At 62.4% G+C, this 14,578-nt stretch carries 12 protein-coding genes; 3 read left to right on the forward strand and 9 right to left on the reverse strand.

The genetic code is table 11. From position 1 onward, the window contains the following. The first annotated feature begins 77 nt into the window (after nt 1-77). The gene (locus R3355_RS22875) at nt 78-1,091 is read left to right on the forward strand and encodes a betaine/proline/choline family ABC transporter ATP-binding protein (RefSeq protein ID WP_318963398.1); all 1,014 of its coding nucleotides are present in this window, start codon (nt 78-80) and stop codon (nt 1,089-1,091) included. Beyond that, complete coding sequence (locus tag R3355_RS22880; RefSeq protein ID WP_318963399.1) at nt 1,088-3,100, forward strand: ABC transporter permease; 2,013 nt, start codon at nt 1,088-1,090, stop codon at nt 3,098-3,100. The genes R3355_RS22875 and R3355_RS22880 overlap by 4 nt, the downstream gene beginning before the upstream one ends. 473 nt (nt 3,101-3,573) lie before the next feature. Here the strand turns inward: R3355_RS22880 and R3355_RS22885 are convergent, their stop codons facing one another. The 4 genes from R3355_RS22885 to R3355_RS22900 form a co-directional block, all read right to left on the reverse strand. Continuing rightward, complete coding sequence (locus tag R3355_RS22885) at nt 3,574-3,990, reverse strand: ATP-binding protein (protein WP_318963401.1); 417 nt, start codon at nt 3,988-3,990, stop codon at nt 3,574-3,576. Nucleotides 3,991-4,224: 234 nt separating this feature from the next. Next, nucleotides 4,225-5,607 carry an aspartate aminotransferase family protein gene (locus tag R3355_RS22890; protein WP_318963402.1) on the reverse strand — a complete coding sequence of 461 codons (1,383 nt, stop codon included), beginning with the start codon at nt 5,605-5,607 and terminating at the stop codon, nt 4,225-4,227. A gap of 65 nt (nt 5,608-5,672) precedes the next feature. After that, nucleotides 5,673-7,097 carry an APC family permease gene (locus R3355_RS22895; protein ID WP_318963403.1) on the reverse strand — a complete coding sequence of 475 codons (1,425 nt, stop codon included), beginning with the start codon at nt 7,095-7,097 and terminating at the stop codon, nt 5,673-5,675. Nucleotides 7,098-7,224: 127 nt separating this feature from the next. Then, complete coding sequence (locus R3355_RS22900) at nt 7,225-8,718, reverse strand: aldehyde dehydrogenase (RefSeq protein ID WP_318963404.1); 1,494 nt, start codon at nt 8,716-8,718, stop codon at nt 7,225-7,227. Nucleotides 8,719-8,925: 207 nt separating this feature from the next. Between R3355_RS22900 and R3355_RS22905 the strand changes: the two genes are divergently transcribed. Next, nucleotides 8,926-9,843, forward strand: a complete 918-nt coding sequence (locus R3355_RS22905; protein WP_318948435.1) for a LysR family transcriptional regulator — start codon at nt 8,926-8,928, stop codon at nt 9,841-9,843. Between the two features lie 70 nt (nt 9,844-9,913). Here R3355_RS22905 and argE read toward each other — a convergent pair whose 3' ends face one another. The 5 genes from argE to R3355_RS22930 all read right to left on the reverse strand — a co-directional run. Further along, entirely contained in the window at nt 9,914-11,077 is a 1,164-nt protein-coding gene (gene argE / locus R3355_RS22910) for an acetylornithine deacetylase (RefSeq protein ID WP_318963405.1), read from the reverse strand. Further along, on the reverse strand, nt 11,070-11,744 hold the full coding sequence (locus tag R3355_RS22915) for a DUF1028 domain-containing protein (protein ID WP_318963406.1): 675 nt from the start codon (nt 11,742-11,744) through the stop codon (nt 11,070-11,072). Before R3355_RS22915 ends, argE begins: the two co-directional genes overlap by 8 nt. A 10-nt stretch (nt 11,745-11,754) precedes the next feature. Further along, nucleotides 11,755-12,177 (reverse strand): RidA family protein, encoded by a 423-nt coding sequence (locus R3355_RS22920; RefSeq protein WP_318963408.1) that lies wholly within the window; start codon nt 12,175-12,177, stop codon nt 11,755-11,757. 82 nt (nt 12,178-12,259) lie between these two features. Further along, a complete protein-coding gene (locus R3355_RS22925) occupies nt 12,260-13,579 on the reverse strand; it encodes an NAD(P)/FAD-dependent oxidoreductase (RefSeq protein ID WP_318963410.1) in 1,320 nt (439 codons plus the stop codon). A 326-nt stretch (nt 13,580-13,905) separates the two neighbouring features. Continuing rightward, the coding region (locus tag R3355_RS22930) for an ATP-binding protein (RefSeq protein ID WP_318963411.1) at nt 13,906-14,578 on the reverse strand (673 nt) is incomplete at its 5' end.

Here is a 14,578-nt window from a genome sequence, read left to right on the forward strand (position 1 = left end):
GCGCCCGGAAAATCTTTCCGGGCGACTCGCTTCTGCGCCGCCGATGCGCCGTGCATCTTGCTTAAAAGGACCTGTCGATGAGCCGAGCCGTGAAGGTATCGTGTAAAAATCTGTGGCTGTTATTCGGTAAAAAAGCCACTGAATTTCTCGAGGCTCAGCAATCCGCGCCTAGCGATGAGGCAATTGCCAAGGCCGGCCTGGTTGCCGCCGTGCGCGACGTCAGTCTTGACGTTTATGAAGGCGAGATACTGGTCGTCATGGGCTTGAGCGGATCGGGTAAATCCACCTTGATTCGCTGCCTGACTCGCTTGATCGAGCCCAGCGCCGGGGAGGTCATTTTTGACGGCGAGGATTTGCTGGCAGCGTCCGCTCGGCAACTTACCGACATCCGGCGCCACAAAATGGGCATGGTGTTTCAACACTTCGGTTTATTGCCGCACCGCACCGTGCTGGAAAACATCGCTTTTCCGCTGGAACTGCAGGGCATCGACAAGCAAACGCGACTGAAAAAGGCCCGTGAGTTGATTGAGACGGTCGGTCTCAGCGGGCGCGAGGATGATTTTCCCAGGCAATTGTCCGGTGGCCAGCAGCAGCGCGTGGGGATCGCCCGTAGCCTGGTCGATGAGCCGCAAGTCTGGTTTCTGGACGAGCCGTTTTCCGCCCTGGATCCGCTGATTCGCCGTGAGATGCAGGATGAATTTCTGCACCTGCAGGCAAAACTGAATAAAACCATCATCTTTGTTTCCCATGACTTCGATGAAGCCGTGCGTCTCGGCAATCGAATCGCAATCATGAAAGATGGCCGCGTGGCGCAGATTGGCACGGCCGAAGAACTGGTAACCGCGCCAGCCAACGATTACGTCGAACAATTTGTCCAGCACGCTCCCACGGCGCGCCTGGTCACGGTGCAAAAAATCATGGCGCCGTACAGTGGCAGTGACCACGTCCAGGGCGCCATTTTGTGTACCGATCTGCTGCAAGATATTGCTGCACGGGTGATCAACGCCCCGCACGCCTTGCCGGTAACCGACGCGGCAGGTCAGGTGGTCGGGCATGTCGACAAGGAACAACTGGCGCGGGTGCTGTTTTGATAACCGGCGCCACAGCTGTCACCACAGTTAAAGCCAGCGGCCTGAGCCCGATAATAGCGTCACGCCGCACCATCGGCTTTGTGCTGTTGGCGATCCTGATCGTGGTGGCCGGCCGGATTGGCTACCAACAACTGGACTGGGTCACGCACTACCCATCTGCCTGGGTGTTGCCGTTGAGCGACTGGATCAGCGCATTTTTCGAATGGCTGGTGTATGACTTCAGATTTTTTCGCGACAGCGCGCTGGAGTTTTCCGCAAGAGACGTAACCCGCGGCTTCGGGGCTCTGCTGAACTACCCGTTGGCATTCACCGAATCACTGTTTTTCTCTGGCTTCAACGGCCAGGTTCCGGCCTTGCCCTGGGTCACGGTGGTCGGCCTGGCCTTTGTCCTGGGTCATTGGGCCGGCGGCTGGCGCGTCGCACTGATCGGCGGCCTGGCGTTTCTGTACCTCGCGGTATTTGGCGTATGGCAAGCGTCGATGCAGACCTTTGCCCTGGTGATCGTGACGGTGCCGCTGGTTTTTTCGCTAGGCCTGTTGTTCGGCATTCTGATGGCGCGGCACCGCACGTTCGAGACCCTGGTGACGCCTCTATTCGACATGCTGCAAAGCATGCCGCCGTTTGCCTATATGGTGCCTATCGTGGTGATGTACGGCGTGGGCAATGTCCCGGCGATGGTGGTGACCGCGGTATTTGCGGTGCCGCCCGTGGCACGTTGCGTTGCGCTCGGCCTGAAAAGTATCAGCCACGAATTGATCGAAGCCGGCCTGATGATGGGTTGCACCCCGCTACAGCTGTTGTGCAAGGTGCGTATGCCTGCGGCGCGAGAAACCTTACTGGTTGGTCTGAATCAAGGGATCATGCAGACGCTGGCGATGATCGTACTGGCCTCGCTGATCGGCGCTTCCGGCCTGGGCAGCCAGCTGCTCACCTCGTTGCAATCCTTGCGGCTCGGCCAGGCGCTGGAACAGGGCCTGGCGATAGTGGTGATCGCCGTTGCGCTGGATCGCCTCAGTCGGGCTTATGCGCGGAAGCCGCCGACCTATAGCAACCGGTCGCTGTCCGCATGGCGGCGTCACCCTTATCTGACGATGGCACTGGTGTTCATACCGCTCAGCATTGGCTTGGCGCATTTCATACCGGCGCTCGGCGTGCTGTCTGACACACAGACCCTGTCAACCGCGCCATGGTGGGATGCAAAGGTCGAATGGGTCACGGTGCATTGGTACGACTCGGTGCAGACCTTTCGTAATTTCATGCTGATGCAGGCCTTGATTCCGATCCGTGATTTTTTCCAGTCCACGCCCTGGGTGACCTTTGTCGGCCTGGTCGCCTTGCTGGGCCATCGTCTGGGCGGCTGGCGACTGGCACTCGGCAGCAGTGTGCTGATGTTGTTTCCGGTCGTCACCGGGTTGTGGACGCAGACCATGACCACCGTCTACATGATCGGTACGGCCGCAGCTGTCTGTATCGTCATCGGTTTTCTGCTTGGCGTGAGCGTTGCCGGCAGCCAGCGCTTGTCGAAAATCACCCTCGGGCTTTGTGATTTTTTCCAGACGTTTCCCTCTTTTATCTACCTGATTCCCGTGGTGATGCTGTTCAAGGTCAGCGACTTGTCAGCCATCATTGCCGTGCTGCTATTTGCTGTGGTGCCGATGGTGCGCTACACCATCCTCGGCTTGCGTAATGTGTCACCGCGCCTTTTAGAAACCGTCACGCAACAGGGCACTACGCGCTGGCAGCGCCTGGTAAAAGTAAAGCTACCGATCGCGCTGCCAGAGATCATGCTCGGCATCTCTCAGGTCATCTTTATGGCCCTGTTTATGGTGGCAATCACCTCGCTGATCGGCACACAGGATCTGGGTGCGGAAATCAATGCGGCACGCTCCGGCAATGACACCGGGAGGGCCCTGGTGGCCGGCTTGTGCATTGCGTTTTTGGGCATAGTGGCCGACCGTCTGATCGGCGCATGGGCCAAACGGAAAAAGGCCGAACTTGGCGTGAGGTGAGCGGCATGGCGGCCTCGCCGCCCTTAAATCCGCGGCATCAGCTGGTTCTGATTGGCATTACCTTGAAAACCTGGCGCGCCGTCCCAGCATGCGGCTGTATAAAACAGAAACCTCCCAATTTCGGCCGTCTGATGTATTGCTTCGCCCGGGGAACTGGGAGTTTTCCATTCAAACGAGACGAATGCTGTGTGATTCGGGCCGGCAGCATAATGTCACTAGAGCGAAGTAGCCTGGACAACGTTTACCTGTCCACCAGCTTTGTGACCGGTTGCTCTTGACCGGTCTCTGGCTGGCCATTTCCTCAGCTGTGGCGGGCATGCCGGATGTGAAGGGTGAGCAATAGCAATTCAACGGGCGGCAATATGCGGTGCAATTCTGCAACTATTTCCAGCCGGTGCCTGCTGTAGCAAAAAACGGTCGTTCTGGGGACACCGTTCCTGACCTGTTTCGATGGCATAGGCAATTCGCAGGCCTCACTCTTTCGCCATCTGCAGGTAAATATCGGTGTTGCGACGAGGGTCTATTGCCGCAGCCTCTGCCGCTTTTCTGCCGCCGAGCAGATAGAGGATTTGTGCAGGCCATCTGCGTACACAGGCTCGAAAACAAGCACCGCCACCTCTATAAATAAAGGCGAGCCCACTGCCATCGTCTTGGCTGCTGCGCCAGAAATGTTCGGTGAAGCGCTCGACCAGTTCGGACGCAATGCCTGGCCCCTGATCCTGCACGGTGAAGCGAGCCTTGCTTTCGTCAACCTGCTCCAGCGTCAGGCAAACGACCGTGCCGCCGCGCGTATGGCGACGAGCGTTGTCCAGGAGGTTGCGCAGGGCAGCGATGGCCAATGCGGGCGGAATCGCCAGAGCGCTGCGAGACACTTTATCCGTGGCGTGCAACTCGATCGACCGGCCTGCGGGCTGGCGTCGGTAATCGCCAGTTGCGCCCCTTCGACTGCGCTGCAGCGAAGGCCGTCATCGAAGGAAACCCGGCCTTCCACGCGCGTGAGCAGGAGCAACTGTTCCCGCGTGCGATGAGCATCTGCCCGATCCGCGCGAACAGCTGGTTTTGCGCTTCGAGCAGCGGCGCCAGTGTTGAAAAAACCACCGTGCCGGCGCTGCTGCCCAGGCCGCTCAGAGCAGGCCCAGTTCCATCGCCGTGCGATCCACCGCCCGCTTGGTTTTCCCCACTAGCTCGTCCAGTTCCGTGCGTCCAGCCACCAGGGCGGGTGCCATGATCATGCGGCCCTGGGTGGAGCGGATGATCAGGCCTTCCTCGAAGCCGATGGTGCGGCAGCGCCAGGCGATGTCGCCTTCATTGGCGAAGAGCTTACGACTGGTTTGGTCTTCGGCGAACTGCAGGGCGGCGACCAGGCCGGTGCCCTGGATATCGCCGACCAACGGGTGATTGCCGAACACCTCACGCAGGCACTGTTGCAGGTAGGGGCCGGTATCGTCCTTGACCCGGCTGACCACGCCTTCATCGCGCAACGCCTTGATATTGGCCAGGGCCACGGCGGCCGCCACCGGGTGGCCGGAGTAGGTCAGGCCGTGGGCGAATACCCCGCCTTGTTCCACCAGCACCTCGGCGATGCGCTTGGAGAGCACCAGGCCACCCATGGGCACATAGCCGGAGGTCAGGCCCTTGGCAATCGACAGGGTGTCCGGCTGGAAGCCGAAGTGCTGGTGGGCGAACCATTCGCCGGTGCGGCCGAAACCACCGATCACCTCGTCGGCGCACAGCAGCACGTCGTACTGACGGCAGATGCGCTGGATTTGTGGCCAGTAGCTTTCCGGCGGGAAGATCATGCCACCTGCGCCCTGGAAGGGTTCGGCGATAAAGCCGGCGACGTTTTCCGCGCCCAGTTCGAGAATCTTCTCCTCCAGCTGCAGGGCGCAGCGGCGGCCGAATTCGGCAGGCGTGAGCTCGCCGCCATTGGCGTACCAGTAGGGTTCGTCGATATGCGCGATATCCGGCAGCATGCCGCCCATTTCGTGCATGAATTTCATGCCGCCCAGGGCCGTGGCGGCCAGGGTGGAGCCGTGGTAGCCGTTCCAGCGGCCGATCATCACCTTCTTCTGCGGCTGGCCGAGAATCTGCCAGTAGCGGCGCACGGTGCGGATCAGCACCTCGTTGGCTTCGGAGCCGGAGTTGGTGTAGATAGCGTGGCTGTAATGCGCGGGCAGCAGGCTGAACAGGGTTTCCGAGAGCTCGACCACGGCCGGGTGAGTGGTGTGGAAGAACATGTTGTAGTAGGACAGCTGCTCCATCTGCTTGGTCGCAGCGGCGACCAGGTCCTTGCGGCCGTAGCCGAGGTTGGTGCACCACAGGCCGGACATGCCGTCGAGGTAGCGCTTGCCATCGTTATCCCAGAGGTACAAGCCCTCGCCCCGGGTCATCACCCGCGGTCCCTCGACGTTCAGCGCCTTCTGATCGACGAAAGCATGAATGTGGTGGGCGGCATCCAGCGCCTGGTAGTCCTGAGTCTGGCGGTTGGGGGTGTTTGGTACTGTCATTTTCAGCAACCTCGGTGATTACCTATGGTGTTCGAGTAAGCCGGAGGCGAGCCCCCGGCGGGACTTCATTTGCGTGCCAGCACCTTGTCGATGGGCTCCGGGGTGAACAGCGGTTTGCGCATCACCAGCTTGATCCACAGCACGGCGATGACCGATACCAGACCGAGTACCGCGCCTGCGCTGTAGAAGATCGACGCGGTCATTTCCGGAGTGGGCGACACGTAGTAGATCGATACCAGCATGCCGGCGATGCCAAAGACCTGTGGCAGCGGGTAGAAGGGCGTCTTGAATGGGCGGGCCAGATCAGGGTAGCGCCGGCGCAGGGCGATCACGTCCAGGTGGCAGACGATATAGGCCAGCAGCCAGGCCACTGCCGCGGCCAGCAGCAGCAGGCCGATGGCAGCCGGGTCGTCTCCCATAAACACCACCGGCAGGCCAGTGATGGCGGCAACGAACAGCACGGCGACCCAGGGGGCCTGGTACTTCTTGCTGACCAACTTGAACTGCGGGAAGGCCTGGCCGTTGACCGCCATGCCGTAGAGCATGCGCGGGATGGCCGCCAGCGAGGTGTTGACCGTGCTGCAGGTAGCGGTGATGGCGGCGACTACCAGGAAGATTTTCCCGGCTTCGCCGAACAGCGCGGTGGCGAACAGGTAGTGCGGCAGGGCCGAGCCGGCCAGCGCTTCCTGCGGTACATAGAGCAGCGCACCGACGCAGTAGAGGGCGATGGTGATAAAGATCACCGTCACACCGAGGATCATCGACCAGGGAATATTGCGCTGCGGGCGACGCGACTCTTCAACCAGCGGGCAGACGAATTCGGCGCCGACGAAGCCCCAGATGGCCAGCGCCACCAGGGTCATCACGCTGGCACCCATGGGGTTCCAGTCGCTGGTGATCGAGGTGCTCAACGCCGGTTCGCTGCCGCTGCCAGTCACCGCCGCCAGGCCCAGGGCGAGCAGCACGATAACCATGATCAGCGCCAGGGCCGATTGCAGGCGGGCAAAGATGTCGATACCCAGCAGGTTGAGCAGGGTAAACACCACCAGCACCCCATAGGCGATCAGCATGCTGGGGAAAGCGCCGGGATAGACCTCGTTGATGATCAGATCAAGCAGCAGCAGTTCCGCCGAGAGGGCGAACATCGCCACCACTACATAGCCGGAGAAGGTTGCCAGGATGGCCGGGAAATGCCCCAGGGCCACCTCGGTGTAACTGCTCAGGCTACCGGCGCGGGGGATCATCAGCGCCAGCTCGGCGAACGACACCACATAGGTCAGCGCCAGCACAAAGGCCAACGCCAGGGGAATCAGAAAGCCCAGGCCGGCGATGCCCGCGCCTTGCAGCATCAGGACCATCACGCCCTGGGAAACCACCAGGCCGATGGCTACGGCGAGCAGGGCGGTCAGGCCCAGGCTGGGTTTGCGTGTACGCGCGGTTGCTTGAGCCAGGCCAACGGGGGACGCAAGGCTGATATCGGGATCATGCATGGGAGTTCTCCTGCAATCTTGTTGTTGTGTCAGGTGAATCGCACGCGGCAGGGGCCGCAGTTATCGCCGCGCTCTTGAGTGCGCAGTTATCGCCGCGCTCTGGGAGCGCAGTTATCTGCTGCACTCTTCAGAGGCGCAGCTGGAACCAGGTGGTTTTCAATAGGCTGTATTTGTCGAAAGCGTGCAGCGACAGATCGCGACCGAAGCCGGACTGCTTGCAGCCGCCGAATGGGGTACATACATCTAGAGCGTCCGCGGTATTTACCGACACGCTGCCGGCACGCAGGCGGCGAGCGACGCGGTGGGCGCGGTTGAGGTCATCGGTCCACAGCGAAGCGGCCAGGCCGTACTGGCTGTCGTTGGCCAGGGCGATGGCCTGTTCTTCGCTGTCGAAGGGGATAACGGCCAGCACCGGGCCGAATACTTCCTCGCGGGCCAGCTGCATATCCGGGCTGACGTTGGTGAAGATGGTCGGCTGGATAAAGCTGTCCGAGCCGCCCACCGACAGGCGCTGGCCGCCGCAGACCAGGCTGGCGCCCTGGCTCTGCGCCCGGTCGATAAAGCCCATGATGCGTTCGGCCTGGCGCGCATCGACGATGGCGCCGGCGCGGCTGGCCGGGTCCAGCGGGTCGCCCGGTTGCCACTGTTGTGCCTTGGCGATCAGACGCTGGACGAATTCATCGTGAATCGAGCGTTCGACCAGCAGGCGCGAGTTGGCCGAGCAGACTTCGCCCTGGTTGAAGAAGATCGCGAAGGCGGCCTTTTCCGCCGCCAGATCGAGGTCCTGGCAGTCGGCGAACACCAGGTTGGCGCTCTTGCCGCCGCATTCCAGCCACACCTGCTTGAGGTTGGACTGGGCGGCGTAGGCCATAAAGTATTTGCCCACCTCGGTGGAGCCGGTAAAGGCCAGGCAATCCACATCCATATGCAGGCCCAGTGCCTTGCCGGCGCTTTCACCCAGGCCCGGCACCACGTTCAGCACACCGGCTGGCACGCCAGCTTCCAGTGCGAGCTGGCCCAGACGCAGGGCGGAGAAGGGTGACTGCTCGGCGGGCTTCAACACCACCGAGTTGCCGGCGGCCAGGGCCGGGGCGAGCTTCCAGGCGGCCAGGTCCAGCGGGAAGTTCCACGGCACCACGGCACCGATCACGCCCAGCGGTTCGCGGGTGATAGTGGCCAGGGCATCGGAAGCGGTAGGGGCGATCTCGTCGTAGCGTTTGTCCAGGGCTTCGGCGTACCAGCTGAACACCTGCGCCGCGCCGGGCACATCGATGTTGTAGGCATCCATCACCGGTTTGCCCATATTCAACGAATCGAGCAGGGCCAGCTCCTCGCGGTTGGCCATGATCAGCTCGGCCAAACGCAGCAATACCTGCTTGCGCTCACGCGGGGCCATGCGTGCCCAGGGGCCTTGCTCGAAAGCCTGGCGGGCGCTGGCCACGGCGGCATCGACATCCGCCGCGTCGCAGGCAGCGACCTGGGCCAGTAACTGGTTATTGGCCGGATTAATGGACGCGAAGGTCGCGCCGCTCTGGGCCGGACGCAGCTGACCGTCGATCAGTGCCTGGGTAACAAAGCCTTGTGCGGCGGCCCGCTTCTGCCAATCGCTGTACTGCAACATCGCCTCTATCCTCATACCTGATGCCGCGAGCGGCTTTCTGGGTTGTTGAGGTCGATGGTGGCGCAGGCCGGGCTCAAGGAAAATTAGTAAATATATGCTCGCAGGCCATGAAAAAACTGGGCAGCTCCAGTGCCGGGCCTGGGGTATGTTGGCATTCAGTAAACGCATCACAAGACGGCCTGAAGGCCGCTATCGAGGAGGTATCGCATGGCCGCCTATACCCTGCGCCAGCTCAAGTATTTCGTCACCACCGTGGAAGCCGGCAGCGTGGCCGAGGCGTCGCGCAAGCTGTATATCGCCCAGCCGTCAATCTCCACCGCGATCAAGGGCCTGGAAGAAAGCTTTGGTGTCCAATTGCTGATCCGCCACCACGCCCAGGGGGTATCGCTGACGCCCGGTGGCGCGCGCTTCTACCGCAAGGCCCAGGAGCTGCTGCGCATGGCCCACGAGTTCGAGCAGAACGCCCTGGCCGACAATGAAATGGTGGCCGGCCAGATCGATATTGGCTGTTTCGAAACCGTGGCACCGCTCTACCTGCCGCGGCTGATCGCCGGTTTCAACGCGCTCTACCCCGGGGTGGAAATCCGCATCCGCGACGGTGAGCAGCAGGAGCTGGTGCAGGGCCTGACCGCCGGGCGCTTCGACCTGGCGATGCTCTACGACCATGACCTGGATGCGACCATCGAATGCGAGCCGCTGATGGTGCCGCAGAAACCCTATGCCCTGCTGCCCGAGGGCCATCGCTTTACCGGCCAGGCTCAGGTGTCGCTGCGCGATCTGTGTCTGGAGCCGATGATCCTGCTCGACGTGCAACCGAGCCGCACCTACTTCGTCAGCCTGTTCGAAGAGCTGGGTCTGACGCCGAATATCGTCTTCAGCTCGCCGTCCATCGAGATGGTGCGCGGCATGGTTGGTCAGGGCTTCGGCTTCTCCCTGCTGGTCACCCGACCACACTCGGAATGCACCTACGACGGCAAGAAGGTGGTGACCGTGGATATCACCGAACCGGTGGCCAGCTCCGGGCTGGTCGCCGCCTGGCTCAAACGCGCACCGCTGACCAAGCCGGCGCAGTTGTTTGTCGATTTCTGCAAGGAGCAGTTGGGTGCGGGGAATGGGTTGTTGTAGGCGTAACACAACCTTGCCTGTAGAAAAGCCCGTCCTGCGCCTCTGCCGCGCAGGACGGGCAAGGGGTGACTCAGTTGTTTTGTTGCAGCCAGTCGGCCAGGCGCGTGAGCATGGCATCGCAGCCGGCCAGTTGTGCACAGCTGACAAACTCATCCGGTTTGTGGCCCTGGTCCATGCTGCCGGGGCCGCAGACCACGGTGGGGATGCCGGTCTGGTGGAACAGGCCGCCTTCGGTGCCGAAGGCGACGGTGCCAAAGTCGCGACTGCCGCTAAGCAGCGCCAGCAGTTCGGCGGCTTCGCTCTGGGGTTCGGTGGCTAAACCTGGATAGGCCGATAGGGGCTGGAAGTCGATGGCGCTGGCGGTGCTGCGTTGGCGCATCAGTGGCAGCAGTTCCGTCTCTGCGTAGGCGCGCAGCTCATCGGCCACCTGCTGGGGATCGTCGCTGGGCAGGGCGCGTACCTCGAAGTCGAACTGGCAGTCGGCCGGGACGATATTCAGCGCTCGACCGCCGCTGATCAGTCCGGTCTGCACAGTGGAGTAGGGTGGATCGAAGCGAGCATCCTGGCGTTCGACTGCGGTCAAGCGCTGGCTTATTTCACCGAGCCGGTTGATCAGCTTGGCGGCGTACTCGATGGCATTCACCCCCTGCGGTGCATAGGCCGAATGGCAGGCCGCGCCCTGCACCTGGCAGCGCATGGCCAGTTTGCCCTTGTGGCCGAGCACCGGTTTGAGCTCGGTGGGTTCGCCGATAATGCACAGCAGGGGTTTGTTGGGGCGCTGCTGCAATTTGGCCAGCAGTGAGCGCACGCCCAGGCAACCGACCTCTTCGTCGTAGGAAAATGCCAGGTGCAGTGGCAGGCGCAGCGGCTTTTCCAGAAAGTGCGGCACGGCAGCCAACGCGCAGGCGATAAAGCCCTTCATATCGGCGGTGCCACGGCCATACAGCTTGCCGTCGCGCTCACTCAGGGCGAAGGGCGGTTGCGTCCAGTCCTGGCCAACCACCGGCACCACGTCGCTATGCCCGGACAGCAGCACGCCGCCGCGGTCAGCGGGGCCGATGGTTGCGTACAGGTTGGCTTTGCTGCGTTCGGCGTTGTAGTCCAGTTCGCAGGCCACGCCGAGGCCTGCCAGGTAGTCGCGGACAAATTCGATCAACGCCAGGTTGGAGTCGCGGCTGACGGTAGGAAAGGCTACGAGTTCGGCCAGCAGGTCACGGCTGCTTATGTTACTCATCGCCGGGTACGCCATAACTGGGCGCGCGGGTAGGGTCAAGCGCGCGGATCACATAGTCCTGCATCTGCGGCCGGTAGGCCTGCCAGAGACTGTCCAGTTGGCCGATAGGGTCTTGTTCGGCCCAGTCCACGCGCAGGTCGATCAGCGGCCAGGTGAGGTCATCGACCACCTTGAGCGCCGCCGAATGTACCGGTCCGGCTTCGCCGCCGGCGGCCATCGCCGCATGCATGGCGGCGAGCAGGCGTTCGGCCAGGAACCCCTGGGTGTGTTCGAAGGCATAGAGCATGGCGCCGATCACTTGAGGCGATGCCAGCAGATTGCCCGCCGCCACACATTGCTCGCCGGCCTGGGCGCTGTGCAGCCCCAGCGCTTCGCTGCCAGTGAACAGCGCACTGCGGCCCTGGCCGTCGACCACGGCAACCTGGCGATACTGGCTGTAGCCATTGCGACTGAGCGCCTGGTCCAGCGCCGCCGCTGGTTCGAAACCGGCTTCGAGGGCATCGAGAATCTGTGGGCCGAGGGCCGGCAGGGTGATGTTCTGACTGGCCACCGCACCGACTCCGGCGCGCAGCCAGGGACAACGCGCGCCGACGGCGATGCTCGACGAGCTGATGGCGATGCCCAACTGCCCGGTTTCGGCGCAGCGGCCGACGATGGAAAAGGTCATGGCACGCTCCTTACTGGTTCCAGTCATCGGGGACGACGGCAATCACATCGATCTCCATCAACCACTCCGGCTGACCGAGGCCGCTGATCACCAGGCCGGTGGAGATCGGGAATACGCCCTTGAGCCACTTGCCAACTTCCTGATAGACCGGCTCGCGGTAGCGCGGGTCGATCAGGTAAGTGGTGGTCTTGACGATGTGCGACAGGTCGCTGCCGGCTTCTTCGAGCAGTTGCTTGACGTTCTTCATGGCCTGTTCGGCCTGGGCGCGCGGGTCGCCGAGGCCGACTAGTTTGCCGGAAAAATCGGTGCCGATCTGGCCGCGTACATACACGGTGTTGCCGGCACGCACGGCCTGGCACAAGTCGTTGTCCAGGCTCTGGTTGGGGTAGGTGTCTTTGGTGTTGAACATGCGGATGCGGGTATGAGTAGGCATCAACGGGCTTCCTTTAATCTGACGGGTTGAACTGGCACAGCAGGTATGTGCCAGCGGGACTCCAGCGGGACTGTCGTTGCGCTCAGTCGACTGTCTGGCGCGCTGCGCTATCGCGATAGGCGAGGTAGGTGCGCTGGGTGGCGATATGCCCGGCAACGTGTTTGGCGTCGTGCCAAACGCCCCAGATAAAGCTCGAACCACGGCGTGACAGCCACGGCAGACCGAGGAAGTAGACCCCCGGCTCGCTGGACACACCGCGCTGATGCCGCGGCTTGCCCTTGGCGTCGAAGGCGTCCACCTGCAACCAGCTGAAATCCACGGCATAACCGGTGGCCCAGATAATCGAGGTGACACCGGCTTTGGCCAGGTCCAGCTCGAGCAGCGGCTTGATTACGCAGTCCGGGTCCGGAAACAGGCTGCGGGCCTCGGGTTCTTCCGGCAGGTCGAGAGCGTTGCGAGCGATATAGGCGTCGGCTGCATCCAGCAGCGCCAGGTAGTTTTCATCGCCGCGTGCCAGGTTTTCCGCCAGGTCCGGCTGGAAGGTCACCACGCCGTTGTCGAAGGCTTTGGTCAGCCCCACCAGGGTCATGCCCTGATGAGCCAAGCCGCGAAAATCCACGGTATGGCCGCCACGGGCGCCGCTTACGGCGATGGTCACGTGCTCCTTGCCTGGCTGGGCGGTTTCCGCATCCCACTCGCCGAGCACGCCCAACCACCAGCAGAAGTCACGGTTGCGGTAGCTGCGCGGCGGACGATCATGCGGGCCGACCGAGAGGTAGACCTTGCGTCCGGCACGCTGCAGTTCATCGGCAATCTGCACGCCTGACGAACCGGCGCCCACCACCAGCACGGCGCCTTCAGGTAGCTGCTGAGGGTTGCGGTATTCGGCCGAGTGGATCTGCGTGAGCGCGGTATCTTTCGGCGCGACCGGCGGGATAACCGGACGCTGGAACGGCCCGGTGGCGCAGACCACGCGATTGGCCTGGATCACACCCTCGGAGGTCTCAATGGTGAAGCCCGGACGGTCGCTATTGCGCACCACCTTCTTGACCTCCACGCCGGTGCGGATCGGCGCGTCGAACTTCTTCGCATAGGCTTCGAAATAGGCGGCTACGCGGTCTTTCGCGGCAAAGGCGTCGGCGTCGAGATCGTCAAATTCCAGACCAGGGAAGCGGTCGTGCCAGGCCGGACCATTGGCTACCAGCGAATCCCAGCGCCCGGTGCGCCAGGCCTCGGCGATGCGGTTGCGCTCCAGCACCAGGTGCGGCACCCCGAGCTTGCTCAGGTGTTCGCTGATCGCTACGCCGGCCTGACCGGCGCCGACCACCAGGGTATCGATTTCAGTTCTTGCAACGGCCATATCGCTGTAGTTCTGCAAGGCGCTTTGATTCAGGTCGGTCATGGCAGGTTTCCTCTGATTCCGAACGTTGTTGTTCTACTGTTGCGGCTGTCTGTGAGTCTTGGCCGCATTCTGTTCGGAGCCAGGGATTCGCGAAATGATGTTTTTTGTACTCGCTGGCGAGGAAAAAACGTGTCCGCACGCATAGCGCGGAGCCCTCATGGCAGAAGGCTTGAGATATAGGTCTTTTAGCTTCAGGCGCAAAAAATTAGCTAGGCTCGTGAAGCCCAAGGCGTGCGCAGAGTCGGCCTCGCTGGCTGACGCGAAGAGGACTCGTGAAAGGAATGCGCCTGCCTCCGCCCCAATCCCGGCAGCGAATATTCGGCCGGTCAGGGCTCCACATCTCCAGGCTGCAAGCCGACGACGAACTCCACTCGCAGGCCATCATCCCGGGACACGAACCTGAGCTCGCAGTCACAGCGCTCTGCGATCGCCTTGACGATGGACAGTCCCAGCCCACTGCCTTCGCCTTGGCTGCTGCGCCAGAAACGTTCGGTGAAGCGCTCGACCAGTTCGGACGCAATGCCAGGCCCCTGATCCTGCACGGTGAAGCGGACCTTGCTTTCACCCAGCTGCTCCAGCGTCAGGCAAACGACCGTGCCGCCGCGCGTATGGCGACGAGCGTTGTCCAGGAGGTTGCGCAGGGCTGCAATAGCCAATACAGGCGGCATCGCCAGAGCACCGCGAGACACTTTATCCGTGGCGTGCAACTCGACCGGCGGGCCGGCCTGCTGGCTGGCGTCGGTAATCGCCAGTTGCGCCACTTCGAGTGCGCTGCAGCGAAGGCCGTCATCGAAGGAAACCCGGCCTTCCACACGCGCGAGCAGAAGCAACTGTTCCAGCGTGCGATGCAGGCGATCTGTGCCGATTTCCGCCTGGGCCAGGGCACGTTTGGCGGTGTCACCCGCGGTCATGGCCGCGACCTGCAGGTGAGTCTTGATTGCCGTCAGCGGGCTGCGTAATTCATGTGCGGCGTCATCGGTCAGTCGCCGTTCGCGCTCG

The sequence above is a fragment of the Pseudomonas sp. genome (assembly GCF_033723075.1).
Taxonomy (GTDB): domain Bacteria; phylum Pseudomonadota; class Gammaproteobacteria; order Pseudomonadales; family Pseudomonadaceae; genus Aquipseudomonas.

Coding starts and splice junctions, on each gene's coding strand:
- R3355_RS22875 (WP_318963398.1), top strand. CDS start 78: ATGAGCCGAGCCGTGAAGGTATCGTGTAAAAATCTGTGGCTGTTATTC.
- R3355_RS22890 (WP_318963402.1), bottom strand. CDS start 5,607: ATGACAGTACCAAACACCCCCAACCGCCAGACTCAGGACTACCAGGCG.
- R3355_RS22895 (WP_318963403.1), bottom strand. CDS start 7,097: ATGCATGATCCCGATATCAGCCTTGCGTCCCCCGTTGGCCTGGCTCAA.
- R3355_RS22900 (WP_318963404.1), bottom strand. CDS start 8,718: ATGTTGCAGTACAGCGATTGGCAGAAGCGGGCCGCCGCACAAGGCTTT.
- R3355_RS22905 (WP_318948435.1), top strand. CDS start 8,926: ATGGCCGCCTATACCCTGCGCCAGCTCAAGTATTTCGTCACCACCGTG.
- argE (WP_318963405.1), bottom strand. CDS start 11,077: ATGAGTAACATAAGCAGCCGTGACCTGCTGGCCGAACTCGTAGCCTTT.
- R3355_RS22915 (WP_318963406.1), bottom strand. CDS start 11,744: ATGACCTTTTCCATCGTCGGCCGCTGCGCCGAAACCGGGCAGTTGGGC.
- R3355_RS22920 (WP_318963408.1), bottom strand. CDS start 12,177: ATGCCTACTCATACCCGCATCCGCATGTTCAACACCAAAGACACCTAC.
- R3355_RS22925 (WP_318963410.1), bottom strand. CDS start 13,579: ATGACCGACCTGAATCAAAGCGCCTTGCAGAACTACAGCGATATGGCC.